25 protein-coding genes are annotated in these 26897 nt (G+C 43.6%); 9 read left to right on the forward strand and 16 right to left on the reverse strand.

Annotated features, from left to right (window positions below; all coding sequences use genetic code 11):
* Nucleotides 1-5: 5 nt before the first annotated feature.
* The 12 genes from Q0R52_RS21385 to Q0R52_RS21440 form a co-directional block, all read right to left on the reverse strand.
* A complete protein-coding gene (locus Q0R52_RS21385; RefSeq protein WP_295798289.1) occupies nucleotides 6-767 on the reverse strand; it encodes a phosphate ABC transporter ATP-binding protein in 762 nt (253 codons plus the stop codon).
* A 1-nt stretch (nucleotide 768) separates the two neighbouring features.
* Nucleotides 769-1614 (reverse strand): ABC transporter permease subunit, encoded by an 846-nt coding sequence (locus tag Q0R52_RS21390; RefSeq protein ID WP_295798292.1) that lies wholly within the window; start codon nucleotides 1612-1614, stop codon nucleotides 769-771.
* Nucleotides 1611-2504, reverse strand: a complete 894-nt coding sequence (gene pstC, locus Q0R52_RS21395; RefSeq protein ID WP_295798293.1) for a phosphate ABC transporter permease subunit PstC — start codon at nucleotides 2502-2504, stop codon at nucleotides 1611-1613. The genes Q0R52_RS21390 and pstC overlap by 4 nt, the downstream gene beginning before the upstream one ends.
* 102 nt (nucleotides 2505-2606) lie before the next feature.
* Nucleotides 2607-3581 (reverse strand): PstS family phosphate ABC transporter substrate-binding protein, encoded by a 975-nt coding sequence (locus tag Q0R52_RS21400; protein WP_295798295.1) that lies wholly within the window; start codon nucleotides 3579-3581, stop codon nucleotides 2607-2609.
* Nucleotides 3582-3592: 11 nt separating this feature from the next.
* Nucleotides 3593-4726, reverse strand: coding sequence for a porin (locus Q0R52_RS21405; protein WP_295798297.1), 1134 nt, complete (start codon nucleotides 4724-4726; stop codon nucleotides 3593-3595).
* A 355-nt stretch (nucleotides 4727-5081) separates the two neighbouring features.
* The gene (locus Q0R52_RS21410) at nucleotides 5082-5510 is read right to left on the reverse strand and encodes a MarR family transcriptional regulator (protein WP_295798299.1); all 429 of its coding nucleotides are present in this window, start codon (nucleotides 5508-5510) and stop codon (nucleotides 5082-5084) included.
* Between the two features lies 1 nt (nucleotide 5511).
* Entirely contained in the window at nucleotides 5512-6597 is a 1086-nt protein-coding gene (locus tag Q0R52_RS21415) for an efflux RND transporter periplasmic adaptor subunit (RefSeq protein ID WP_295798301.1), read from the reverse strand.
* Between the two features lie 4 nt (nucleotides 6598-6601).
* A complete protein-coding gene (locus Q0R52_RS21420) occupies nucleotides 6602-9835 on the reverse strand; it encodes an efflux RND transporter permease subunit (RefSeq protein WP_366520929.1) in 3234 nt (1077 codons plus the stop codon).
* Between the two features lie 12 nt (nucleotides 9836-9847).
* Nucleotides 9848-11188 carry a TolC family protein gene (locus Q0R52_RS21425; RefSeq protein ID WP_295798307.1) on the reverse strand — a complete coding sequence of 447 codons (1341 nt, stop codon included), beginning with the start codon at nucleotides 11186-11188 and terminating at the stop codon, nucleotides 9848-9850.
* Between the two features lie 138 nt (nucleotides 11189-11326).
* The gene (locus tag Q0R52_RS21430) at nucleotides 11327-11695 is read right to left on the reverse strand and encodes a hypothetical protein (protein WP_295798309.1); all 369 of its coding nucleotides are present in this window, start codon (nucleotides 11693-11695) and stop codon (nucleotides 11327-11329) included.
* A gap of 118 nt (nucleotides 11696-11813) precedes the next feature.
* On the reverse strand, nucleotides 11814-12233 hold the full coding sequence (locus Q0R52_RS21435) for a hypothetical protein (protein ID WP_295798310.1): 420 nt from the start codon (nucleotides 12231-12233) through the stop codon (nucleotides 11814-11816).
* 21 nt (nucleotides 12234-12254) lie between these two features.
* Nucleotides 12255-12866 carry a WbqC family protein gene (locus Q0R52_RS21440; protein WP_295798313.1) on the reverse strand — a complete coding sequence of 204 codons (612 nt, stop codon included), beginning with the start codon at nucleotides 12864-12866 and terminating at the stop codon, nucleotides 12255-12257.
* A gap of 36 nt (nucleotides 12867-12902) precedes the next feature.
* Here Q0R52_RS21440 and Q0R52_RS21445 point away from each other — a divergent pair, with 36 nt between their 5' ends.
* Complete coding sequence (locus Q0R52_RS21445) at nucleotides 12903-13787, forward strand: lysophospholipid acyltransferase family protein (RefSeq protein WP_295798316.1); 885 nt, start codon at nucleotides 12903-12905, stop codon at nucleotides 13785-13787.
* Nucleotides 13784-14824, forward strand: a complete 1041-nt coding sequence (locus Q0R52_RS21450) for a glycosyltransferase family 2 protein (RefSeq protein WP_295798318.1) — start codon at nucleotides 13784-13786, stop codon at nucleotides 14822-14824. The genes Q0R52_RS21445 and Q0R52_RS21450 overlap by 4 nt, the downstream gene beginning before the upstream one ends.
* Here Q0R52_RS21450 and Q0R52_RS21455 read toward each other — a convergent pair.
* Together Q0R52_RS21455 and aroQ are read right to left on the reverse strand one after the other, a co-directional pair.
* Nucleotides 14793-17321 (reverse strand): mechanosensitive ion channel domain-containing protein, encoded by a 2529-nt coding sequence (locus Q0R52_RS21455; RefSeq protein ID WP_295798321.1) that lies wholly within the window; start codon nucleotides 17319-17321, stop codon nucleotides 14793-14795. The two genes, Q0R52_RS21450 and Q0R52_RS21455, sit on opposite strands and share 32 nt — an antisense overlap.
* A 15-nt stretch (nucleotides 17322-17336) precedes the next feature.
* Nucleotides 17337-17756 carry a type II 3-dehydroquinate dehydratase gene (gene aroQ / locus Q0R52_RS21460; RefSeq protein ID WP_295798324.1) on the reverse strand — a complete coding sequence of 140 codons (420 nt, stop codon included), beginning with the start codon at nucleotides 17754-17756 and terminating at the stop codon, nucleotides 17337-17339.
* A 37-nt stretch (nucleotides 17757-17793) separates the two neighbouring features.
* Here aroQ and xerD point away from each other — a divergent pair, with 37 nt between their 5' ends.
* Nucleotides 17794-18693, forward strand: a complete 900-nt coding sequence (gene xerD / locus Q0R52_RS21465; protein ID WP_295798327.1) for a site-specific tyrosine recombinase XerD — start codon at nucleotides 17794-17796, stop codon at nucleotides 18691-18693.
* A 41-nt stretch (nucleotides 18694-18734) separates the two neighbouring features.
* On the opposite strand, the gene prmC is transcribed toward xerD, so the two are convergent.
* Nucleotides 18735-19610, reverse strand: a complete 876-nt coding sequence (prmC, locus tag Q0R52_RS21470) for a peptide chain release factor N(5)-glutamine methyltransferase (protein ID WP_295798329.1) — start codon at nucleotides 19608-19610, stop codon at nucleotides 18735-18737.
* Nucleotides 19611-19643: 33 nt separating this feature from the next.
* Here prmC and ribD point away from each other — a divergent pair, with 33 nt between their 5' ends.
* From ribD to bioB, 5 genes are all read left to right on the forward strand, one after another.
* Nucleotides 19644-20690, forward strand: a complete 1047-nt coding sequence (gene ribD, locus Q0R52_RS21475) for a bifunctional diaminohydroxyphosphoribosylaminopyrimidine deaminase/5-amino-6-(5-phosphoribosylamino)uracil reductase RibD (RefSeq protein ID WP_295798331.1) — start codon at nucleotides 19644-19646, stop codon at nucleotides 20688-20690.
* Between the two features lie 58 nt (nucleotides 20691-20748).
* Nucleotides 20749-21624: an EamA/RhaT family transporter gene (locus tag Q0R52_RS21480; protein ID WP_295798334.1), complete on the forward strand. Its 876-nt coding sequence runs from the start codon at nucleotides 20749-20751 to the stop codon at nucleotides 21622-21624.
* A complete protein-coding gene (locus Q0R52_RS21485) occupies nucleotides 21624-22238 on the forward strand; it encodes a YigZ family protein (protein ID WP_295798338.1) in 615 nt (204 codons plus the stop codon). Before Q0R52_RS21480 ends, Q0R52_RS21485 begins: the two co-directional genes overlap by 1 nt.
* Nucleotides 22239-22311: 73 nt before the next feature.
* Entirely contained in the window at nucleotides 22312-23670 is a 1359-nt protein-coding gene (mgtE, locus tag Q0R52_RS21490) for a magnesium transporter (protein WP_295798340.1), read from the forward strand.
* Between the two features lie 49 nt (nucleotides 23671-23719).
* Nucleotides 23720-24727: a biotin synthase BioB gene (bioB, locus tag Q0R52_RS21495; protein ID WP_295798342.1), complete on the forward strand. Its 1008-nt coding sequence runs from the start codon at nucleotides 23720-23722 to the stop codon at nucleotides 24725-24727.
* Between the two features lie 52 nt (nucleotides 24728-24779).
* On the opposite strand, the gene Q0R52_RS21500 is transcribed toward bioB, so the two are convergent.
* Nucleotides 24780-25619, reverse strand: a complete 840-nt coding sequence (locus Q0R52_RS21500) for a DNA/RNA non-specific endonuclease (RefSeq protein WP_295798346.1) — start codon at nucleotides 25617-25619, stop codon at nucleotides 24780-24782.
* Between the two features lie 251 nt (nucleotides 25620-25870).
* Here Q0R52_RS21500 and Q0R52_RS21505 point away from each other — a divergent pair, with 251 nt between their 5' ends.
* Nucleotides 25871-26800 carry a sugar phosphate isomerase/epimerase gene (locus tag Q0R52_RS21505; RefSeq protein WP_295798347.1) on the forward strand — a complete coding sequence of 310 codons (930 nt, stop codon included), beginning with the start codon at nucleotides 25871-25873 and terminating at the stop codon, nucleotides 26798-26800.
* The last annotated feature ends 97 nt before the right edge of the window (nucleotides 26801-26897 follow it).

Genomic DNA, 26897 nt, shown 5'->3' on the forward strand with positions numbered 1-26897 from the left:
CGAGGTCAACTAATATACCCTTTCACATATTCTTTCGTCAATTCTTCTTTCGGGTTTAGCAAAACCTCTTCAGTGGGGCCAAACTCAATTATCTTGCCCATGTAAACAAAGATGATATAGTCGGATACCCTGCGTGCCTGCCTGAGAATGTGGGTTACCAACACGATAGAATATTTCTCTTTGAGGCTGATAAATAAATCTTCAATAATGGCGGTTGAAACCGGGTCGAGGGCTGAGGTGGATTCATCACCCAAAATTATTTCCGGGCCTACAGCAAGGCCCCTGGCCAGGCACAAACGCTGCTGCTGGCCGATGGATAGGCGCGTTGCCGAAGCATTCAACCTGTCTTTGACTTCGTTCCATAGGCCAGTGGCTTTTAATTGCTCCTCAACCAACTGATCGAGCACCTGTTTTTTGCGGATGCCATGTATACGCGGCCCGTAGGCAACGTTGTCATAAATAGACATTGGCAGGGGATAGGGCCTTTGCGAAAGCAGGCCCATTTTTTTGCGGATGTGGGTTACTTCGGCATCGGGGGCATAAATGTCCTCGCCATCAACCAATACCTTGCCGGTAATTTTTACATCGGCCGTATTGTCCCAAAGCCTGTTGAAGGATTTTAACAGCGTGGTTTTGCCGCAGCCTGATGGACCGATGATAGAGGTTACTTTTTTATCAGGGATATTGATATTGATATCCTTTAAAATATGTTGGGCGCCAATGTGTACATCCAAATGTTGAACGCTTATATGCGGGGTCTTGGTCATTTTAAATTTTGTGTTTCGAGAATTTTTTAATTAGTATATCTGCCAATACTGTAATGATAAGTACGATGATAGTTAGTATCAAGGCCGAAGCATATCCACGCCCCTGCACTTCTTCCACCGGGCTGCCCAGCTGGAAAAATATGGCCAGCGGAAGGGTAGCGGCTGGTTCATGTAAGGATGTGGGGATGTTATCACTAAAGCCCGCGGTAAACAATACCGATGCAACATCGCCAATTGCGCGACCGAAGTATAATAGTATCGCTGTAAATATTCCTGGTCGTATCTGCCTTAAAACCACCTTTGCGGTTTCCCAACGGGTTGCGCCAAGAGATAAGGTAGCATCGCGCAGTTCAAACGGTACGGTGCGGATAACTTCATCAAGCGTACGCACCAATATTGGGATAACCAGCAGCGTAACAGCGATTATACCACCGAGCAACGAAGCCCTGATACCGAAGTAAACCATAATAAGGAAGCCGAACGCACCGTAAACTATTGACGGGATGCCAAACAGCACGTCAAACGCCATGCGGATGGTATTCGATAGAAAACGCTTGCCATCCATATATAAATTAATGAATATAGCAACGGGGATGCTGATGATAAGCCCTAGAACTGTAGCGCCACCGGCAACATAAAACGAGCCAATAATGGCGTTTAAAATCCCCCCTTCTTTACCAATGTAAAAGCCGCCACCCGGTGTTTTGGTAATCATATCCCAATTCATGTAAGGAAGGCCTTTGAAAAATATGGTGCCAACTATCAGGAAAAAACTGCCTGATACAATGATGGTGGCCAATATCATCAGCACACGGAAAAATAGTTCTTCAAATTTTCGTTTTCTCATGCGGCCAGTCTCCTTTCGAGTCGGGCAAGTATCACCCTCGAGATAATATTAAACAGTAAAATAATAATGAAAAGCAGCAGGGCCGCAAACATCAGCGCCGAATCGTACGAGGGGATGGAAAGCATCTCGCCATAGTTATTAGCAATAAGCGCGGGCAATGGATAACCCGTATCGAAAACAGAATGTGGCACCACAGCATTATTACCGCAAACCATTAAAACTGCAATGGTTTCACCAAAGGCGCGCGATATGGCGAGCACCGTAGCTGCGACTATTCCGGGCAAAGCCTTCCGCAGTATCACCTTTTTTATGGTTTCCCACTTGGTAGCGCCAAGGGCAAGCGATGCGTCTTTCAGTTCCTGGGGGATTGTACGTAACACTTCGCTAATAATGCTAACAATCAGCGGAAATATCATTACCGCCAAAACGATGCCGCCTGCCAGCACGCTGTAACCCGTTGAAAACTCAACAAAATGCGGTGCAATATTAGCCTGGATAAGCGGGATAATAAACAACACCCCCCAAACCCCAAAAATAACCGGCGGTATACCCGAAAGTAAATTTACAAAAGGGGTGAGGATGCGTTTTATCCTGGCGGGCGCGTATTCGACAATGTATAATGCCGTAAGCAGGCACAAAGGCAGGGCAATAATGATGGCAATTGCAGTTACCCACAACGTGCCCATTATAAACGGGAAAAAGCCGAACAGGCCTTTCAACGGTTTCCATACACTTGTGGTTATCAGTTCGGTCCAGCCCAATCGCTGTATTATCGGGACGGATTTGTAGTATAATCCGATGCCGATGACCAATAATAACGAAACTGATGCCAGCGTAAACACCAGCATCAGTTTCGAGAGGATCTTATCTTTGAGTAGTCGAAAGTTCATTTTGTAAGTTGTAAAGGTTGTAAGCGTTGTAGTTGTTGTAGAAGTCGAAAAGGAGCAAATTTTAACATTTACAACCCTTTCAACATTTACAACATCTTCAACCTATTCAACCTTCTTCAGTTCCTCCTGTATTTTTGCTTTTGAAAGCGCTATGTAGCCGTTGGCGTCCACATCTTTTTGGCCCTGGGTCAGTACAAATTTTACAAACTCAACCAGTTCTTTTTTCTTTGGTTTACCTTTAAATAAAAAGCCGAGGTTACGTGCGGGTGGCGACGGGTATTTGCCGGCTGCTATGGCATCTGTTAAATGGTCAACCGTATCATAAAAATTTTCGTCGGCATCTATTTTTCCGTTACCGTTTACGTCGATAGGCAGGGCATGTACCCCATCAACCTGTTTGCGGGTTTTTAAATCGTACAGGTAGGCAATATTGTTGTAACCAATGGCGGTTACATCTTTTTTAACCGCTTGCGCTAGTCCCGGGTCGCCATAAACCCCTACACCAAGCAGGTCCTCCTGCTTTTTACCAAAATACTTGGCCCAGGTTTCACCTGCACCGGCAGCATCCGAGCGGTTGTAAACATGGATAGGTACGGATACTTTACCTGCAAGCTGGCTCCAGTTTTTGACGTTGCCGGTAACAAATACGTTTAAAAACTGGTCGCGTTTAACGCCTTTGGCAAGCAATGCCGCAGCGTTGGGGTTTCCAGTATTAAACGTTGGCAGCACAGCATCTTTTGTTACGTAAATGGTGTATGCGCCTTTTTTAACTTCAGCCGGGTCGATATCCCTCGATGCGAGGCCGATATCAACCAGCCCCGATAATGCATCAGTAATACCTTTACCCGCGCCGCCAGCAGAAATGTTGAACTTCACGTTGGGGTGCAGTTTTTTAAACTCGTCTGCCCATTTTACAGTGATGGGATAAAGGGCAAATGCGCCTGATATGCTAATGGTTCCTTGCAGATCGTCTGCCGGTTTTGCACTACCGGGTATAAACGATGAGCCGCCTACGGCTACCGATAGCAATGCAATGGCTACTGTCAATGTCTGCCTTGTGAATAATGTGTTTTTCATAATAATTTATTTTAGAAAACTATTTGCAACTGCGCATTAAGTAAGTCGTTTTTAATTTGTGTTACCTGTTCCCTGCGGATGCTGTAGTCGATGGTTAATCTTGTCCAATCGTTAAAGTAATAGTTGAAGCCGCCGATGTACCAGTTCGATTTGTCTGTTAATACCGATTTGTTAGGGTCGTAGGTGTCATATTTGGCAGCCAGCTGTAATTTTTTAGGGATTACGTAATAGGCAGCCTGTGCGTACCAACCGCTTTTCTGTATAATGCCATCGGCACCTTTATCGTATTCTGCGGTCAGCGATAATCCGTCCAACACATACCTTGCATCGAAACCAGTGCGGTTGCGTTTGTGGTCGGCTGCCGGATTACCGTAATTACCAAGGCCACTATAGAAGTTCGCAGATACCGCCAGGTTTTTAACCGGGTGAACAGTTAACCTGCCGCCAACATCTTTATGGTTGTTATTATCAGTGGTAACATCGTAGCCTGCGCCATTAAACACCCCCAACGAGTAATCAAAAAGGTAAAAGTCGTCGTTTTTCGCAAAGCTGCCGTTTACCTGGATGCCAATGTCGCGGCCATTTGAGTTACCTATAACATCTTTGGTGCGGGATACCATCGCTTCCACAACCTGTGAGCGGTCGGAGAACTCCAGTTGCGAATCAGATGTTAAGCTTTCAACGGAAAATGGTATTTTAAACTGGCCTGCAGAAAATTTAAGGAAGTCGCCGACTTTGTAAGCTACAAATGCATCTACCAGTTTTACTCCTGTGCCTCCAAATTCCGTATACACATCATACGACCAATTGGGAGAAACTTCGCCCCTAAGGTCAAGACGTACACGCCTTAAGTCGAAGGCATTGTTAACTCCTTTTTGCGCAAAGCCCTGGTAACGGGCCTGTACCAGGCCACTTATCTGTAGTGCCTTACCAAGGGATATGCCATGCTGATTGGCCGCTTTGTCTTTTTTTGCCTGTTCTTTTATAGCCTGGTCGGCACGGATGGAATCTGCCTCCTGCTGGCTGAGTAAATTCTTTTTTATTAAGAGATTTAAAAGGTCTTCATTTTGCTGCGCTTTAACATTAATGGCGCTGAAAAGCACACTCAATACAAGTGCAGTTGCAATTACGTAAGGTAATTTCATTTTAAGTTTTTGTCGGGAAAATTGTGATTAAAAAATATTAATTATGTGTTGGAGTGACTTAGGATCAACAGCAACAACACATACAATATTGTGGGGTGTAATGATAATGACGAGTGAAAATAAAGGTTAGCAAATAATGCTTTAAAGTTTTCATTGTTTGTTTTAATTCTATAATATCTACCTATTTAGTAGTGTAAAGATATAGCGAATATTTTATATCGCAAATATTTAACAAGAATTAATTCTTCTAAATTGTAATAAGTATTATAAATAATTGATTTATAGGTAAATAAAAAACCGACAAATGTTAACCATTTGCCGGTTTAAAGAGTTGTAGCGATGCTGTTTTACTTATTTATACCACATTGATAAGGCTTTTTTCGATAATTGACAATGTAAAAAGACAGCTTTCAAATTCATTTTCTTTGATGTTACTGCTGATTATTCTGTCGTTTTCAATCAATGCTTCATTAATAAGTGGAATGCTTTTTGCACCTTTTGCCGATAGCTTTACAAAATGTTGCCGTCGGTCCTTAGGATTTTTCTCTATATCAACATATTGCTTCTGCTGCAAGTACCGGAGCATGGCCACTATGCGTGATTTATCGATATGCATACTTGCAGCAAGTTGTTTTTGTGTAACCGGCTGATTTTGCCGTGCTAAAATCAAAAGCACATCAAAATACTTATTAATATCAAAGTTGTTTAATAAGTTGGACAGTGATACGGTATATAGGCGTGCTATCCGCCGCAACTTTGTCGAAAAAGATTCAATATCCTCCATGTTATTCATTTAATGCTTCACCGTCTTTAATTTCGTCTGAAGCATGTAGTACAATTTTATCGCCAGGCTTCATTTTTCCAAAAACCTCGGTTGAATCGTGACTTGCAAGGCCCTCTTTAATATCAACAAGCGTTGCTTTGCCGCCGGCCACAGTCACTAAATACTCCCGTTCTGTAGAGCGCACAATAGCGGTATTGGGAACCAGCATTGATTTGGCACCTGATAGCATGGGTATTTTGACTTCGGCATACATGCCCGGTTTAAGTTGCTTGTTTTTGTTGATCACGTCGATTTCTATTGCCTCGCTTCGCATACTGCTCAATGCATTAGCCGAGCGGCTTATCCGGGCAGTTTGGGTTTGGCCGGGCATGGCATTGAAGGTAAAAGCTACCGGCTGTTTTAAATCAACTTTATCCACGTAATCTTCCGGGATAAAAACTTCCAGTCGCAGCTTGCTGATGTCCTGCAAAATAAGCATTGGTTGGTCGGTGGATTTGCCGGGGGCAACCAACGCGCCCGGCGATACGTTGCGCTGGATAATCATACCATCGAAGGGCGCATAAATATTTAAATAGCCCTGCATGGTTTTTACCGAGGCCACGTTTGAATGTTCCGATTCGGCCATGGCATCATCGGCTTTCATTTTTGCGATGGCGTTGTCCAAATCGAGGGGGGATACAGAACCGGGTTCACCTGCTGCTTCTTTTAGCCGCTGGTATTTTTCCTTGCTGGCCTGGGCATTTTCCTTTGCCTGTAAATAACGCGAATTAGCCGATTGTAACTGGGATTCCATTTCAGGCGCCTCGAGGGTAATTAATAGCTGACCTTTTTTTACTATCGAGCCACGGTCTACAAGTACTTTTTTAACAAAGCCATTAACTTTTGGGAAAAGATTGACTTCGTTATAAGGGTTTAACTGCCCGGGTAGCCTCACTGTAGTTGAAAGTGCCTTTTCGGCAATGGCGCCAAACTGGTATTTAGTGGCTGTTTTGCCAACTGCTGACGTTAGGTCGACTGGTTTTTGGTTGCCTGAACAGCCTGCAAAAAATGAGGCTAAGCCGGCTAATATGATGAGTTTAATTTTCATGATTTTATAGAGTTGCTGGTTGTATTTCAGTTGATTCATCGGGCATTAACGATGGTGATTTATAAGTGGTTTTACTTTGTACCCATGCAAATACCATAGGCAATATAAACAGGGCGGCAATTGTTGAGGCGAATAAGCCGCCGATAACCGCCCGACCAAGCGGCGCCGTTTGTTCGCCAGCCTCGCCCATGCCTGATGCCATGGGCACCATGCCCGCCATCATGGCGAAGCTGGTCATTAATATGGGACGCAACCGTATGGATGCACTCGTTATAGCCGCGCGGGTAGCGTCGCGGTATTCCAGTCGCAGCGATTCGCCGTTGGTAACAATCAATATCGCGTTAGCAACAGATACACCGGTGCTCATAATCATACCCATGTACGATTGCAGGTTAAGTGTTGAACCGGTAAGCAGCAAGGCTGTTAATGAGCCTAATATTACCGCAGGAATGGTACAAAGTACAGTAAGCGATAGTTTAAACGACTGGTAATTAGCTGCCAGCAATAGGAATATTACCAGTACCGCAAATAATAATCCGTTTTGCAGGCTGCTGAAGGTATCGGTTAGCAAACTCGACATTCCTTTTACTTCAGCAATGGCCCCTTTTGGTGGGGCGCCAACCTCTTTCAAAATCTTTTGTACTGCGGTTGTGGCGGTGCCTAAATCCTTTTTATAGATGTTTGCGCTTACGGTTAAAAAACGGCGAGGGCCGGTTCGGTCATACTCTCCAGGGGCGTAGGTGACTTTAAAGTTGGCAACATCGGCAAGCGTTGGACTGCTTTTACCTTTCAGCAAAGGGATTTCCTTTAGCTCATCCATAGTATTCATTACGTATTCAGGTATTTGCACCTGCACCTGGTATGTATAAGCCTTGTCCTCGTCAAGCCATTGGTTCTTCTCGGTAAAACGGCTTGAGGTGGTGCTGGCTGTAACGGAGCGGCCAATTTCCGTAACATTCAGCCCAAACTGTGCTACCTTGAGCCTGTCGAGCGTAATGGCAATAGCGGGCACCTTTAATGGCTGGGCTATTTGAACGTCGCGCATGTAATCAATTTTTTTAAGCCTGGTAACAACACGATTGGCATAATTTTCAATTGAATCCATATCCTTACCGGCAACCCGCACTTCAATCGGGGTAGACGCCCCCTGGCTCATTATTTTTTCGGTCATGTCAATGGGCTCAAAAGTTATACGGAGATTGGGTAAGGCTGCTGCAATGTTTTTACGCAAAGCGTCTTTCAGCTCATCCATATTCATTTTATAGCTTTCATCTACTTGTACCTGCAGCACCGCCTCATGAGTGCCTGTGTTAAAAATGTAGAGGTTGCTGCTGCCATAACTGCTCGGGATCAATCCGACATAAGCCGATGATATATCAACGTGGTGCTTCACGGTTTTATCAATTATCTGTAGCACCTGTTTGGTTGCGTCTTCGGTTCGCTCAAGGCGGGTGCCGTCCGGCTCTTTAATTCGTATTTGAAACTGCCCGTTGTTCAACTTTGGCATCATGTCTTTCCCGATAATCACAAAACACAAACCCGCCAACGCAATAACGGCAATAAGATACACCGGTATAATTATACGTTTAGCCGGCATCCAGCGCTCTAAAATTTTTATAAACCGCAACTTAACTTTTTCAAAAAAGTCATTTTTCTCCGGCTCGTTTTTTTCGTTCTCGAGGTGCCTGTTAACCTGTAATTCTTCTGAGCGGTCCATGGCCTCGCCGGCATGGGCGTGTACTTTTCCATGCTCATAATGCTGGTAACGCTCAGCTTTTATCATCCAGTTGCTTAATATAGGCACCAGGGTTTGTGCAAGCAGGTACGACACAATCATAGTTAAACCAATGGATAACGAAAGCGGTAAAAACATGGCTTTCGGCACGCCGTTCATCAGGAACGATGGGGCAAACACGGCCAGGATACATAACAAAATCAGCAACAATGGGAACGAAATCTCTTCGCAGGCATCATAAATGGCCAGTCGCTTTGATTTGCCCATTTCCAGGTGCTGGTGTATGTTTTCAATGGTAACGGTCGCCTGGTCGACCAATATCCCTATCGCAAGTGCAAGACCGCTCAACGTCATGATGTTGATAGTCTGTCCACAAAGGCTTAGCAATAGTACACCAATTAAAATGGACACTGGAATGGTTATTACCACAACCAAACTGCTGCGCAAATCGCGAAGGAAGAGCAAAACCATTAGGCCTGTAAGCAACGCACCCAGGCCACCTTCAGTCATTAAACTCTTCACAGCATTCACAACGAAGATCGACTGATCAAATTCGTAGGATATTTTTACGTCATCGGGCAGCAAGCTTTGCATTTCGGGCAATTTCTTTTTCAGGCTCTGCACTACCGACCACGTAGAAGCATCAGCGGTTTTAACGATTGGAATGTAGACGGAGCGCTTGCCATTAATAAGCGCGTAATCTACTGTTATGTCTGATGCATCGGCCACGCGGGCTATATCTTTAACATAAATTGGCACGCCATTTTTTGTTTTTATGGGGATGTCGCCAAACTCCTCAGATTTTTTCACCAGGGTGTTAACAGTAGTTGTAAACATAATGTCATTTAGCCGCAGGTTACCTGATGGCGACATTGCATTAAACTTTGATAACGCCTCAACAACTTCATCGGCGGTAAGATTGTAACTCCGCAGCTTGTCTGGGTCGACATTTACGGTTATTGACCGCGAGTTGGCGCCAAACGGGGGCGGGGCCGATAAGCCTGGCACCGTTGAAAACAATGGACGAATACGGGTAGCTGCCATGTCGTAAATCTCTTTAAGACTGCGGCCCTTTGCCGACATTACTAACTGACCGACCGGCAGCGAAGACGCGTCAAAGCGTATAACCTGCGGCGGAAGCGCACCGGGCGGAAAAAATTTCATGGCACGGTTGACCTGTAGCGCAACCTGGGCCGATGCTTCGGCCATATTCGTGCTTTCGTAAAAGCTTAGTTTAAGCAGTGTTAACCCTTGTATATTTTTGCTGGTGATGGTTTTTACACCGTTTACATACAAAAACTGGTCTTGCATACGGGTGGAAAAGAAACCTTCCATTTGCTGCGGCGACATACCACCGTACGATTCAATTACATATATAGTAGGCAGGTTTAACTGCGGAAATATATCGATAGGGATATTTATTGCACTTAGCACTGCAAAAATCAAAAGGCTCAGAGTAACCACCACTACGGTGATAGGTCTTTTGAGTGCGGATGTGACCATTGACATAGCTGATTATTTTAAAAAGTTTAAAACTGTATTTACCTGGTTTTGGGTAATGGCCTTCTGGAACAGCGCATTAGCGTACTCGTATTTCGCCTGCATATAGTCGGTTTCGGCGCGATAGAGGATATTTAGAGCTGCGTTAAGCTCGATAATGTCCGTTAACCCACTTTTGTACAGTGATAGTTTTTGGCGATAACCATCGCTCGCTGCTTTTAGCTGTTTGGGAATTTCCTTAAGGCGTTCAAGTGCCGTTTCCATTTCGGCATCGGCTTGGCTGGCGCTAAGTGCGAGCGCTTGTTTTTGCTCCTCCAGGTTTTTCATAGCATAGCTGGTAGCGGCTTTTTGAGTGCTTAGCTTTAACTGCCTGCGCCGTAAATCAAACAAGTTATATGATATGCCCAGCCCGACCAGGTAATTACCCCTATCGAACCCGTAGCCGTTTGAGACGTTGTTGTACTGTCCGTTCCCGTTAATGCTTGATCCACGCTCCCAAGCCGCTGCGTTGAGCGAAATTTTTGGGTTATAAAGTTTTTTAACCAGGTTTTCCCGTTCAAGGTTATCCTGGTAAACAGATTTATAGAAATTTATAAGCGGATGATTAGCAGTATCAGCAGCAAACAGGTAGGCCGTTGGCTGGTTAATCAGGCTTAATTCAACTGTAGTATCAGGCACAATTGATTGGTAGGGCAGCCCGCTTATTTCAGACACGCGCAGTTGCAATTGTTTAAGCTGATTTTTTAACTCGATGTAGTTTAACCGCGCTTTTGATAGTTCGGCTTCGGCTATGCTGGTGTCCACCCCGGCACGTACACCGCTTTTCGCAAGGGATTGTATGGAGAGCCGAATTTGCTCGTTACGCTGTATGTTGCGGTATTGGATATTTAAAAAATCCTGTAGGCGCAGTAGTTGTAAATAACTGCCAATGGTATAAGCCTGTAACTGGTATTTTGATTGCGCAAACTGGTTTTGTTCAACCTGTACGTCGGAGTTGGCAACCCTGTTTTGAGCGCTGTATTTACCGAAGTTGTATATTTCCCAATCAAGCGCCGCAATGCCCAGGTTGTCGCCAACGGCCGTGGTTACACTGGTGTTGCGAATGCCGCCAGAGCTTGAAGGAACCATGCCAAAACCAAAATACGGCCCGGTGGTGTTGTTACTGGTACCAATATCGGCCTGGTAGTTTAGTTTTAAATTGGGCAGCCAGCTGCTGCGAACTTCGGCAGCCTGGGCTTGCCTTATAAGTATAGCTGCCGAGTCGGTAAGCAGGGCAGGGGCCTCTCGGCTTACATTGCTGAGCAGTTGTTTTAAAGTTATTGGGGGTGTTTGCTGTGCTGTTGCAGCCATCGCCATAAAAGACAACGGTAAAATGCACAAACACTTTCTTAAACTTAACATGTTGAATTCAGAAATTATTTACGAATGAATAATGTATGCCATCGGCGGAAGCCAGAGGCATAAGGGTTTCACAGGATGATTAATTCAGGAATATCAAATAGTAAGGTTGCAGTTGAGCAGGTACGAGGGTTGTGCGGGAGACAGGCATAAGCGCAGTCTTCGTAAAGTACGGTTGGATAAATTTTGCGCGGCAAACGCAAAAGGTAAAATTATACCTAACAGTACAGCAAAATGCAATAAAACAAAGCCGAGCGGCTCAGCCAATTTTTTCTGAACAAAAGTTGTATCAAAATTACCATCTTCCACATACTCCTGTTTGCGTTTTGTGAACGCCTTTACGCAGATAGTTAAATGTTTCAAGTGGTTAATGTTTGCAAGAGAATTAAAACCGATAAACGGCTTGGCAACCAACATCAGCACCGCGAAGCAGAAGAAAACAATAGCCGACTTAAACAATTGCATTTTTGTAACCACGTATTAGTAACCGCAAAAGTAGGTACAAAATTGTGCGGTTTTTGTTTATATATATTACCGTAACATTAATGTTGCATTAAGGGACGCTGTCCTGAATAAGCTATTTTTAATTTGGCGGTGTTCTAAAACCGCCTAACCTGCCTTTCCAAACCTGGTATAATACCCAGCCGAAAGGAAATAGCCAAATCAAATCGTTAAATACATTTACCCATAAAAAAGACGGGTTTAGCTCACCCAGCCAAACGTAATAAATGGCCCCCGGCGGGCCTAAAAGCTTGCCTAAAAACCCAACAAAAATAAGCGGCCAATATCTCACCGGGTCTTTCGAGGCGAAATAATAGGCTACGCCGTAAACGCCCACCAGCATCCCGATGCATTTTAATAAAATAATTACAAAGGCTGATGATGGATTGCCAAACAGCAGTATTTGCGGATGAAACGAAATTAATGCACCCCAAAACAGGTTGTAAAGGGCCGCAAAAAATAGTATGATCTTCGCCCATTTTAGTTTTCGTTTGTTATCCATTATTGGTATTACGATGTTGATTTACAGGTAGTTTACAGAATGCGGCCCCTGGTTAAACAGCAAATCAACAATGCTTAAATTTTTGATAAAGCCTTTACGGTCTTCAAATACTTGGAAGTACGCCATTTGGTTGAAATCTGTTTCCCGTTTTGGGTTAATGGATTCGCGGTAGTCTATAAGTTCCGGGTAGTTAGTTTCGTAGCTATCAGTATATTTAAAGTCGATCTTAATTTTCATCGCCTTCAATACAAACTGTAAAAGCTGCTCGTTATATTCGAAAAGGTAATCAAACTTTTTTTCATAAAAAGGCGTCAGTTCGTCCTCATAATATTCAAAATAAGCCGAGCGACGGTAACAGGCCTGCAGGCTAAGCCAGTGCAGGCGCTGCCAGTTGAAATCGTAGCTTATTTTTATGTCCTTAACTTTGGTGTGATTTTTTGAGCCCTTTATTACAGGTACCGTAAGCCCCAGCACGCCATCTGGTGTATAAACATTGGCACGGTTGCGGTAAGTTTGCTTAGGGAAATGTTCTTCTTTTTCAATAAGGATATTGGCCCGATAAGTATTCAATTTTACAAAATACTCTACCGGCGGAAGATAAAACATAGGTAACACAGCGCCTTTTTCAATCATATATTTTATGTTTGTACCAAAAATCGGACGAAAATAATGATAAAAAAAGGGCTTTCAAGATTAGGTACATTCTTTTTATACCTGGTTTCGCTGCTTCCCTTTTGGTTTTTATACCTAATAGCCGACCTGCTATATGTAATACTTTACTACATAACAGGCTACCGCCGCAAAGTTGTACAGGAGAACCTTAGCAATTCGTTCCCCGAAAAAACGGAAACAGAGCGCAAAGCGATAGAAAAAAAATACTTCAAGTATATGGCTGATTTGATGATTGAAACCATTAAATCGGTAAGTATGTCGCGCAAGTCGGTTAAAAAACGGATGATATGCACCAATCCCGAATTGCTAGAGCATTATTTCGACCAGGGGAGAAGCATTATAGCCGCAGCGGGACACTATGCTAATTGGGAAATGGCTTGTTTGAGCTTTGGGTTTTTAACCACCCGCCGGAGGATGATTGTTTACAAGCCGCAATCGAACGAGGTTTTTACTGACTTTTTTAACCGGACCCGCTCAAGGTTTGGCGCTACCATGATTTCCATGCGGCAAACACTGCGCAAAATGATTGAGTTTAAAAACGAACTGACCATTACGGTACTGGCATCAGACCAAACACCTACGCGGGAGGATGCCAAATATTTTATTGAATTTTTGAACCAACCCACTGCAGTCTTTCTTGGAGTTGAAAAATTGACCAAAGTAGTAAACAGCGTGGTTATATTTTATAGGATAGATTTAGTAAAAAGAGGGCATTATACTTATACCTTTGTGCCTTTAGTTGAAGAACCCGAAAAAACCAAGCCTTACGAGATAACAGAAATACACGTAAGGTACCTTGAACAATTAATTAGAGAAAAACCCGAATACTGGCTATGGTCTCACCGGAGGTGGAAAATTAAGCCGGAGGATGTACAAAAATGAGTAATATACCCAAAGTTGCCGTAGTTATTTTAAACTGGAACGGTATTAAGCACCTTCGCGAATTCTTGCCCTCGGTATTAAGTTCTGTTTATCCTAACCTCGATATCATCGTAGGGGACAATGCCTCAACCGATGGCTCTGTTGAATTTATACGGCAGGAATACCCATCTATCCAGGTTATCCAAAACGATGATAACTATGGTTTTACAGGCGGCTACAACCGTGTGTTGGCTAAAGTTGAGGCTGACTATTACATTTTATTAAACTCCGATGTTGAAGTTTCGTCCGGGTGGATAACACCGGTTATCGAGCTTATGGAAAGCGACCCGCTGATTGCCGCAGCAGCGCCGAAAATAAGGGCTTATAATCAAAAAGAATATTTCGAACATGCAGGCGCAGCGGGAGGATTTATCGACATCTACGGTTACCCGTTTTGTCAGGGGCGCATTTTTTACGAGATAGAACAGGATAACGGGCAATACCAGCAATCGGGCGAGGTGTTTTGGGCTACGGGAGCAGCTATGTTTGTAAAAAGTAAATGCTGGCGCGACGCGGGTGGTTTTGACGAACGTTTTTTTGCCCACATGGAAGAAATAGATTTGTGCTGGCGCTTAAAAAATATGGGTTACAAGGTTATTTATTGCGCCGAATCTGAAGTGTTTCACTTAGGTGGCGGTACGTTAAACGTTGAGAACCCGTTTAAAACCTATCTCAATTTCAGGAACAATTTATTACTGCTGGCCAATAACCTACCGTTTTGGCGCGCCACTTTTGTTATTATTGTCCGTATTTGGATGGATTTATTGGCACTGTTCAGGTTTTTAAGCGAAGGCAAGCGCAGGGATGCCTGGGCTGTAAGCCGGGCACACCAGAACTTTGTGCTTGGGTTATTTAAAAAGAATAAAACCAAACGCGCGGAAATTAGCCATAGTGCATCGCCCAATAAAAAAGGCATGTACAAAGGCAGCCTGGTGTGGGCTTTTTTTGTAAAAAAGAAACGCCACTTTACTGAGCTTGACCGGGATCTGTTTTATTAGTATCCTTCTTCTTTTCTCCAGCCTGTACCTTGCTGGCTATGCTTAAAACGGGGACACCATCAGGGAAACGCAGGTTTACATCTTTTTTGTCGGATGGTATTTCAACGCATTTTTCGTCAAATGCGCCGTAAATTTTGGCCATTAAATCGCTCTTCAACAAAAGAGCTTTGGTATTATCTGCAATAACCCAAAAAAGCATTTTAAAATCAACCGATTCGTCACTGTATTTATCAATGAAAATCAAGGGCGTGGGCGTTTGTATAACCTCCGCATGGGTACTTATAATATCCCGCAAAATGTTTTCAACCTTGTTAATATCCATCCCATGGGCAACGTTTATCACCAGGTCTATACGACGGTAATTATTGCTTAACGTCCAGTTTATAACGTGTTGCGATATCAGGTCGCCGTTAGGTATTATTACCTCAGCGCCATCGCTGGTCATTATTTTGCTCGACCGGATGCCTATTTCCTTCATCCGCCCCGTTTTGTTATCAACCTCTATCAAATCACCGATCTGGATGGGCTTTTCAAAGGCAAGAATTATACCCGATACCAGGTTGTTTACAATATTTTGTAAACCAAAACCAATACCTACGCCAAATGCACTGATGATGATGGTCAATTTCTCGAGCGGGAAACCCGACGCTGCCACAGCCAGCAAAAAGCCAAGTGAAAATACGCCAATCCTGATCAGCAGGGCAGAGGTCTGATTTTTCTTTTTGGCTATGGACAAGTCGCTTACGCGCTGCGATGAAACATCATAAAAATAACTTATCACTTTTGACACGATGGATGAAAGCCAAACCACCAAAATAAAAGTAACGAAGCCCGAAAACGTAAACGAAGCACCCCCAACAGTTCGCTGTTGGCTTAACAAATCGCTAACCATGTCGGCCACCCAGTCATCTATGTTTAGGTTTTGGAGTAAAAAAAACAGCCAGAGCAGTGTTGCAAGCGTAATCAGTACTTTTCTGAACTTTTTTTGCAATAAGGCGTAATCCAGGTAGGCTATGATGCTCTTGCTATCCTTTTTTACCTGGAATTGTAAAAACAACCCCTGGATAATTATCTGCACGACAAAAAACAGGATTACGGCAAACCAAAGGTTAAATACCGCTGTGATGCCGATGATTTTAGCCAAGCTGAACCTTCCTGTTAAATTTAGAATCAGGGAGATAATGTGCAGACCGATAAATATGCGAAGTGCAGTGCAGGTATGGGGGATATGGTCGCTGGACGTCTTTTTCGCGCTTTTAAAAATTATCCAACCCGAAATAATAGATATAATACTTAGCAATAAAATCACATACCTGTCGATATTGGTGATTTGTATAAAAAGGTTACTTGCCCCGTAGATTATGCCTAAAAGGAACAGGCCGCAAAGAAAATTAAATGTTTCGGGAAGGAAGTGCCTTTTAATCAGGATGAGTGTGCAGATCATCGAAACCAGGAATAGCGTCTCCAAAAAAACAACCGGCGGGTGATCATAGAAATAGGGCACTATCGCCACCGTAACAAGCAACGCAGAAACTAAAGGGTTGCGCCGGATGTAATTTGCCTGCCCCAATATCTCATCGGGGTTTTCAATACTGCGTAATGTGCGCCTGCGCACGTAAAACACCCAGCCCAGCATAATTAATAGTGAGAAAAGGCATATATAATGAATGGTCGTATCCGACTTGATGAAATAGTTATACAGTATGCCATTAAGCCGAACTGTGCCCTTGAGGGCAGTTTTAAAATCAGCAACTTGTAACGATGGCTTCAGTATATTATCAGCTTCGCCGGCAAAGGCGCGGGCTGCAAAGCGTCGTATTTTGAGATCTATCTGATCGGTAGCATCCATGACACGTGTAAATGCTACTGTTACTTTATCCTGTAGCTGGTTTACTTTTACCAGGTTAGCCCTGTTTGTAGTGTCGGTCACATAATAAAGGTGCCTGGTAATGCCCCGCTGTTCAAAATATGTGCTCCTGATTACACTGTCGTACGGTACGATATTGAGCGACGTATCCTTGTCAAATTTTATAAGCTCATGCTGGTTCGCGATCAATTTGGCGCTTACAGCTTCCAGATCGTCCTGCCAGCCGGTAAGTTTGTCCTGCAAGTGGTCCAAATTATCACGTAGTACAGCCAGGTATCGCAAGGTGCTCGACTTGTGGGTTTTTGTCAAGCTATCGATTTTATTGATCCGCCGCATAACAGCAGGGAAGCCCGTGCTCACGTCGCCCGTGTCCAGTCCTTCGGATAAGCTGTTGTTTATCTGGTTGAAAGTAGATGTGTAATGCTCAACACGCTGCAGGAAGGCATTAATTGAGGTGTCGGCCCTGTTGAATGTGCGCAGTAGCGAATCGCGCGAACGCATACGATGCTTTTCAGCGTCTCTTTTCGACCGCTCCTGTTTTTTGGTTTTCTCCTGACCAAGGGCATTGCCGGCGAAAAGATCTGCCAGTAAAAATATAATTAGCGGGGTAAGTTTAATTATTTTGCGCATCGGGACGAATATAGATTAAGGATTGATGAGATTTTCAACAGCAAGACGGTACGAATCCATTCCAAAACCGGCAATAACGCCTTTACAGCTGGCCGCAAGCATGGAGTGGTGCCTGAATTCTTCGCGTTTATATACATTGGATATATGCACTTCAATAACCGGTGATTTTATGGCGGCAATGGCATCGGCAATAGCAATAGAAGTGTGGGTATACGCGCCGGCATTGATGACGATACCATCGTTTACAAAACCAACCTCGTGAATTTTATTTATAATTTCACCCTCAACATTGCTCTGGTAATAGTCGATTTCAACAACAGGATAGCGCTTACGCAAATCGGTCAAATAGCTTTCAAAATCGGTATTGCCGTAAATTGATTTTTCGCGAACGCCGAGCAGGTTTAAATTGGGGCCGTTTATAATTTGTATCTTCATCACCTCAAACTTAATTAAAAACATTAAAAAAAACAGGGTGGATTGGCGTTCGGCAATAAAAGGTTTTCAATCGTATTTAAAGTTAGAGAAATCGCTTTCGGGCAACTCCATCGAGGCCTATAGCAGGGACATAGAAAAGCTGTTTCAATTTGCTGACAGTGAGGGATTTAAGCGCAATCCGGAAAATATTAAGTTGGCCGATTTGCGCCTGTTTATTGTTTGGGCCGCCGAATTGGGGATGATACCATCAAGCCAGGCCCGCATTATGTCGGGTATCAAGGCGTTTTATAAATACCTGCTGATGGAGGATATGATAAAAAGCGACCCATCAGAATTGCTTGAATCGCCCAAAATACAGCGTAAACTGCCCGATACTTTAAGTATTGAAGAGATTAATAAGCTGATTGATGCGATTGACTTGTCAAAACCTGAAGGCGGGCGAAATAAGGCCATATTAGAAGTGCTTTATGGCTGCGGCCTGCGCGTATCTGAGCTTACAGAACTAAAACTATCCAATTTATACCTCGATATTGAGTTTATCAAAGTAACCGGAAAAGGCAGTAAAGAGCGGTTGGTGCCAATTGGCGGTTCGGCAATAAAGGCTTTGAAAATATGGATTGAGAATATCCGCGTGCATATCACCATTAAAAAAGGGGAGGAAGACCTTGTGTTTTTAAATCGCAGGGGGGCAAGGCTTAGCCGGGTTTATATATTTATGGTTATCAAACAATTAGCTGAGCTTACCGGGATAAATAAAACTATTAGTCCGCACACCTTCCGGCACTCGTTTGCCACCCACTTGGTTGAAGGCGGAGCAGATTTGCGCGCTGTGCAGGAAATGCTGGGGCATGAAAGCATTACTACGACCGAGATTTACACGCATTTGGATAGGGAGTATTTGAAAGGGACGATTATACAGTTTCATCCGAGGTCGTAAGTTAGTAGCAGGAATTAGTAGCAGTTTTCTATTTTTGATTGCTACTCACCACTACCACTATTTACTGCCTTCACTATCCTGTTCCGTCCGCTCATATCTTTCCTTAACTCAATGTTTTTAAAACCTTTATCATTTAAAAGATCAACCGTTTGCTTTCCATAACTCTCATTTATCTCGAAAAACAAAAACCCGTTTTCAGTTAGATTGAGTACTGCAAAATCGGCAATGGATTTATAGAATATCAACGGGTCGTTTTCCGGAACAAACAGCGCTGTATGCGGCTCAAAATCGGTTACGTTGGCGTGCATCTGGGTTTTGTCGTGCAGGGTGACATAGGGGGGATTAGAGATAATAATTTCGGATTTCGGAATCTTGATTTCGGATTTGATATTCAGGATATCATGCTTAATGAATTCAATATCAACATTGTTGAGCACGGCATTTGATGCTGCAGTTTGCAATGCCTGCTCAGAAATATCAATAGCCGAAACTTTAAAACCGGGCAAATTTTTCTTTAAGCTAACGGCGATGCAACCACTGCCTGTCCCGATATCTAAAATACTGCCAACTGCCGACTGCCGACTGCCAACTGACTCCAACGCCCATTCAACTAATTCCTCTGTCTCCGGGCGCGGGATAAGTACGGACGGGTTTACATAAAAAGGCAGACCATAAAATTCTGTTTTGCCCAATATGTATTGTACAGGTTTGCCGGTTTTCAGTTCTTCGAGGATATGGTTTAGTTTTTCGCTCTGCTCAACGGGTATTTCGGTTTCGGGGAAGGCCTTTATTTTTGCTTTTGATAAATTACATATTTCGTTGATTACCAAAAGTGTTATTGCTTCTATTTCGTTGGGGTCGTAAATGTCTTTTAACATCCTTTTGTAATTCTCAAAAACATCCTTTATAGTTTTCATTCAACAAAGTAACATAAAAGCTACTTTTGCAGCATGGTACAACACGAAAAATATATGCGCCGCTGTTTGGAGCTGGCTGCATTGGGTCTTGGCGCTGTTAGCCCAAACCCGATGGTGGGCGCCGTTGTTGTGCTGGATGACAAAATAATAGGCGAGGGGTATCACCAAAAGTATGGCGAAGCCCATGCTGAGGTTAATGCCATCAACCAGGTAATTAATAAGTTTCCAAATTCAGCCGAACTGCTACAACAGTCCACCATTTATGTTTCGCTGGAGCCCTGTGCACATTACGGCAAAACACCACCCTGTGCCGATTTAATAATTAAGCACCAAATACCAAACGTAGTTATCGGCTGCCGCGACCCGTTTGCACAGGTTGATGGCAAAGGAATAGAGAAATTACAGGCCGCAGGTGTTAATGTAACCTTAGGTATTTTACAGGCTGAATGCCAATGGCTTAACCGCTGTTTTTTTACGCGTGTACAAAAGCACCGGCCTTATATCATACTAAAATGGGCGCAAACACCCGATGGTTTTTTTGCACCTGTCGATAACAGCCAGTTTTGGATAACCGGCCCCGAAGCGCGTAAACTGGTACACCAATGGCGTACGGAAGAGGATGCCATATTGGTTGGCAAAAAAACGGCGGCCATAGATAACCCGCAATTGAACGTGCGTTATGCACAAGGCAAGGCGCCAAAAAGAGTGGTTATAGACCGACGATTAGAACTAAATCCTGATTTGAATTTATTCGACCAGTCTGTCGAGACCTTTATATTTAACGAGGTGAAAACTGATGTTGACGGCAAAAACAAGTATATTGCGCTCGAAGATTTTGAAAGGTACGTACCCCAGTACATTTTATTCCAATTATACCTGCAGGACATACAATCAGTAATTATTGAAGGCGGCGCTAAAACATTAAATAGTTTTATTGAAGCCGGATTATGGGACGAAGCACGTATTTTTACAGGTGAAAAAGAATTAAAACAGGGAATAAAAGCGCCTGCAATAAACGGACATATAACGGGCGAATACTTGGTGGGCGTGGATAAGCTAAAGATTATTGTAAATCAATAATTGAACTAACTTAATCAACCCAATCCAACGCTATCAACTTAATTAACCTAAAAAATAAATGCTCTACGTTTTTATAAGTATTTGCTTTAGTGTAACTGTGTCAGTAATGTTTAAGCTGGCAAAACGCTACCATATCGACGTTTACCAGGCGATAACCTGGAACTACTCTATAGCGATAGTGCTTACCTGGCTGTTTTTAAAACCACAGCTAAATCATCTGTCTAATGCGCCGTTCGCGCTGCTAGGCCTGCTGGGTTTGTTGCTGCCGCTGTTATTCGTAATAATTGCTGCATCTGTTAAATCAAACGGTATAGTGCGCACTGATGCAGCCCAGCGTTTATCGCTTTTTATTCCTATTGCCGCGGCCTTTTTACTATTTAACGAAGTTGCTACAACTGCCAGGCTGGTTGGTTTAATAGTTGGGCTTGTAGCTGTAATTTGCCTTATTCCGTGGCAAAAACAAACACGCGAGAGGAAAGCCGGCGCCAGTTCATGGATTTATTTATTGGCGGTATTTATCGGTATGGGTATTATCGATGTTTTATTAAAACAGGTTTCACAATTAACAATAGGTACCTCGTTATTTATTGTATATACCCTTGCCTTTATACTGGCTTTAATTGGCTTGTTTTACCAGGTTTTTAAAAAAACTATGCGTTTTTCGTGGCCGCATATTTTAATAGGCTGGGTGCTGGGTATAGCCAATTTCGGTAATATCCTGTTTTATATAAAAGCGCACCAGTCGTTGGCTAAAAATCCGTCGATTGTTTTTGCGTCGATGAACGTAGGCGTTATCATTGTTGGCACACTGGTGGGCGTAATTATTTTTAAAGAAAAACTAAGTCTTTTCAATAAAATCGGGCTGCTGTTAGCTATTCTCGCCATTTTTGTTATTTATTACCCCGACTTTTTTACTAAACTATTTGCTCATTAATGCTTTTTGACGATACCTATCGCACCATCGAAAAACCAGTCGAAGGCCTGTTTCGCGACCGCGGGAGTAAATTCCTGGCATTTGCTTACCCTGTGAATAATGAAACCGAGCTAAAAAACTACCTGGCTCAATTGAAAGCGGAGCATTCCAAAGCAAATCACCACTGCTGGGCCATGCGTTTAACCCCTGATCGTTCCATCTTCCGCATCAATGATGATGGCGAACCCTCAGGCACCGCCGGCCGGCCAATACTGAATACTTTACTTTCCCGCGATTTAACTAACATTGCTGTTGTTGTAGTACGTTATTTTGGCGGTACGTTGTTGGGCGTCCCTGGATTAATAAACGCCTACAAAGCAGCCACCGAAGAAGCATTGCAGCAGGCTGTTATCGTCGAAAAAACGGTGAACGATATTTATAGCATTGAATTTGATTACCTGCAGATGAACGATATAATGCGGCTAATTAAAGAAGATAACCTGGCTATAATTGAACAATCATTTGATAATAATTGCAGTATCACTATTTCCATCCGTAAAATGCAGGTTAACCAAACTCTGGCTAAAATAGGCAAGCTGAACGGCGTGGTTGCCAAATATGTGCATAGCCTATAAATGTTGATATTTTCATCGAATCGGGGTGTTTTTATTCAAGGTTTTGCGGCATAAATATGTAATTTAGTCGCGTATGCAATCTTTTGAAATAGATAAGTCTGACTTACTGCGCATTGAAACCGCACTTGAGGGTGATGATGCTGAGTTAGAACTGGTTCTGAAGGAATATCACGCTTCGGAGATTGCTTTGCTTTTTGAAAAACTTCCGCAAGAGGCAAAGGAGCGTATAATAAATATCCTGCCTACTGATGTTGCCTCGGAAGTAATATCCGAGATGCACGAGGAGCAGGACCCCGGTGAGCTGCTTATCGGTCTCCACCCGGAGAAACGTTCGGAGATTATTGAGGAGCTGGATTATGATGATGCCACGGATATTATCTCGCAGCTTGACGAAGACGAGCAGCAGGAAATATTAGAAGACCTCGACCAGGACGATGCTGACAGTATCCGTGCGCTGTTAAAGTACGATGAGGATACTGCGGGCGGACTAATGAACTCCGAGATTATTAAGGTGAATATTAACCTTGATAAGAAAGACGCGCTGGACGAGATTATCCGCCAATCGGAAGAGATGGAGGAGTTTTATACCATTTATGTGGTTGATGATGCCGATATTTTACAAGGGATTTTATCAGTAAAATCAATATTAAAAGCGCGACCCGACGCCCACGTACGCGATTTGGTAAATACCGACTTTATATATGTTAAAGCCGAACTCGACCAGGAAGATGTGGCCAGCCTGATTTCGCAATATAACCTTACAACCATACCTGTTGTTGACGATAACATGAAACTGCTTGGCCGTGTTACGGTCGATGACATCATGGATGTAATGGAGCAGGAAAGCACCGAAGATATATTGAAAATCAGCGGTGTATCTGAGGATGAGGAATTGAGCGGTAATTGGAAAGATGCGGTAAGGAGCCGTTTGCCGTGGTTGGTTATCAACCTCGCCACCGCTTATCTTGCCGCTTCGGTGATCCGGCATTTTGATGCTACGGTTAAGCAATTGCCATCAATAGCAGCATACATGACTATTATTGCCGGCATGGGTGGTAACTCAGCCACACAGGCCCTGGCGGTTACAGTACGACGTATATCATTAAGCGACCTTAGCGATAAACAAGCTTATAACACAGTATTAAAAGAGTTTTTGGTAGGCCTGTTAAACGGCGCCGCCAACGGTCTTATCGTATTCTTCATCGCCCTTTTTTACGATGCAGACCCTATGCTTGGCCTCGTTTTGTTTTTGGCGATGACCGGCAACCTGGTTGTAGCCGGATTGACCGGGGCTTCAATACCGCTAGTGCTGAAACGAGTAGGTATCGATCCGGCGGTTGCATCATCGATCATCATAACAACATTTACTGACTGTGCCGGCTTTTTATTGCCACTATGGTTTGCAACCAAATTGTTGCTGCATCATCATTAAAAAATAAAGATATTTACCCCAAAATCGATACATCAAATAAGAATACACAATGACCGAAGTAAGATATAACTGGACAAAAGAAGAAATAGCCGAAATATATCACAGGCCGCTACTGGACCTTGTTTACGAAGCAGCAACGGTACACCGTGAAAATAAGGACTACTCTGAAGTGCAGATCAGCTCGTTGATATCAATAAAAACTGGCGGTTGCCCCGAGGATTGTGCCTATTGCCCGCAAGCTGCACGTTACAACACTGGTGTTGATGTGCATGCCATTATGCCTGTAAACGAAGTCATACTTGCGGCCCAAAAAGCAAAAGACGGTGGTGCCTCGCGCCTTTGCATGGGCGCTGCCTGGCGCGAGGTGCGCGATAATCGCGACTTCGACAAGGTGATCGATATGGTAAAAGCAGTTAATGAACTGGATATGGAAGTTTGTTGCACGCTAGGTATGCTTAATGAACACCAGGCCCAGCGTTTAGCAGATGCAGGTCTTTATGCCTATAACCATAATTTAGATACATCTGAAGATGACTACAAACGCATCATCACTACCCGTACTTACGACGACCGCTTGAAAACATTGGAACACGTGCGCAAAGCAAAACTAACCGTTTGCAGCGGCGGTATTATCGGCTTGGGCGAAACAGTGGAAGACAGGATATCAATGCTTAAAACATTGTCAAATCTGCCTAAGCACCCGGAATCGGTTCCAATTAATGCTTTGGTACCGGTACAAGGCACCCCGCTTGCCGACCAACCACGTGTGTCTGTGTGGGATATGGTACGAATGATTGCTACCACCCGTATAATAATGCCAAAAACAGTTGTACGCTTGTCTGCGGGCCGCACCGAAATGAGTTTGGTTGAACAAGCCTTTTGCTTTATGGCCGGAGCCAATTCAATTTTTGCCGGCGAGAAACTATTAACTACACCAAACCCATCATTTGATACCGATATGGCCATGTTTGAATTGCTGGGGTTAACACCGCGCAAAGCGTTCAAAAATGGCAGGCCTGGTAAAGTTGAGAATGTTGAAGAGGCTGTAGAAAGCTAAAATATTTCCGCGCAGGAAATGTCCTGATTGATATCCGGGACGTTTCCTGTTTTTAATTCCCTCCCGTAAATTTTCTATTTTCTAAAGTTTGCTGAACAGTTTGGGGCAGCGCCGATAATAAATTATAGCCTGTAGCAGCTTCAATGCTTTTTACCGTGCAGGTATAATTCATCCAGTTATTGGTAATATTATTATCGTTTGGTGTATCTATGGCTATTACCTGCGTGGTTTCATCAATGCGGTTTAAGTCATCATCGCCTTCTGGGATAATAACAACTACTTTCCATATGTGCGCAGGCACATTTATCCGTCCGTTATCAATCGTGGTTGCATAACCACTGCGCCCTGTGCCGCCACTACCGTAAACGCCCATTATAATGTAAACCTCGTTACCGTTTTTCACTTTGTTGCGGCAATAGCTTTCCAGGTGCTCCCAAGTATGCTCGTTGTTATTTGGCGCCTGCGGGATGATGTTATCCATTAAAAAAGTAGCAGAGTTTGCGTCTGTCGAACTTGTACGATCACCGCTTGGGCAGTTGTGTCCTTTATCAAAACCTGTTCGTTTGTAACTCGTATTGTCGGCCTCGTACCAGCCATCGGGTAAAGTTTCGTCGGGCCTGAAATTGTTTAGCCTGTCTGTTTGGCCTAAATCGCTGCTGCACAAATGCCAGCTTACCCAGTTAGGTTCGCCCTTGTCCCTGTTATAGCTTTCAATGTAGTATTTATGGTCTATCAGATAGTTATCGGCATTTGACAGAGAGTTGCTGGCGCCGCTGGGGTTGCCAAGTGCCATGTTGTTGTTGTCTGTTTGCTGGGGGGCATGTTGTTTACAGCCGGTAATTGAAAATAATGCTATTGCTAATAGGCCAGTTATCAGTTTATTTTGACGCATCTCGAGACCGTGGGAACTTAAAATTAAAGGCAGAAAGATAAAGAATAAGGTATTACTTTTTACCTAGACTTATAAACATTTAGCCGCCAGTTTCCATTAGTGCCCGCGACAGCAAAGCCATCAACTAATTGACTATTCTCTTATCATCGCTCACTATTTAATACAATGTGTAAAAATGACACAATAAATTTCTTTATCCCATTTTAATCATTTAGCTTTACTACACCACATTAAAAAACCATTTAAACAATATGAATTACAACAGGCGTAAGTTTTTGCAAAGCACAGGTACACTGGTACTTGGCGGTTTGGCTTTATCAGGTAAGGCCGGCTCACTTCTTTCGGGCATGGCCCCCCACCCGGTAGGGCTACAGCTTTTTACCTTCTTCGGTATTATTGATGACGATGTAAAAGGTACCTTAACCAAAATCGCGGCTGTTGGTTATAAAGAAATGGAATCAGCTTTCAGCAAAAAAGGCGGCTATTACGGCATGAAACCAAAGGACTTTAAAGCCATGGTGAATGATTTGGGCATGAAATGGAAATCGCACCACGTGTTGGGCGCGCCGTTCAAGATGCCTCCGGGTGCGAAAATGCCAAACGGACCGGATGGCAAACCAATGGTTATCCCGCCAATGAAAAATCTGCGCGACAATATGCAGGAACTTGTTGACGATGCTGCCGAGGGTGGTATACAATACCTGGTTTGCGCTAATGCCCCGACAGGTACAATTGAAGAAATAAAATCATCGATAGACATATTAAACAAAACCGGCGTTGCTTGCAAGAAAGCGGGTATCCAGTTTTGTTATCATAACCACGACATGGAATTTAAGGCAGTTGACGGCCAGGTGCCATACCACATGCTGTTAACAGAAACCGATGCCAAAAATGTTAAAATGGAACTCGACCTTGCCTGGGCGGTTAAAGGCGGACAAGACCCGGTTCAATTATTTAAAGACCATCCCGGCCGCTTCCCGTTGTGGCACGTGAAAGATTTGGATGCTACACATACCACCATATTGCCAGTTGGAAGTGGTACGATAGATTTTAAGAGGATTTTTGCGAATAAAGCAGAATCTGGCATGCAGCATTTTTTTGTTGAGCACGACGGCCCTAAAGATGCATTGGCCAGTATCAAAAGCAGCTACGAATATATTTCGGGTACGCTGAAAGCCTAATGTTAAGTCAATAGCCTTTAGTCGGAAGCTCTAAGTCGAATTTTGCTTTTTCTGATTTAGAACTCAAGACCAACGGCCAATTTTTGATTGACATGAC

Source organism: Mucilaginibacter sp. (assembly GCF_025359345.1).
Taxonomy (GTDB): Bacteria; Bacteroidota; Bacteroidia; order Sphingobacteriales; family Sphingobacteriaceae; genus Mucilaginibacter.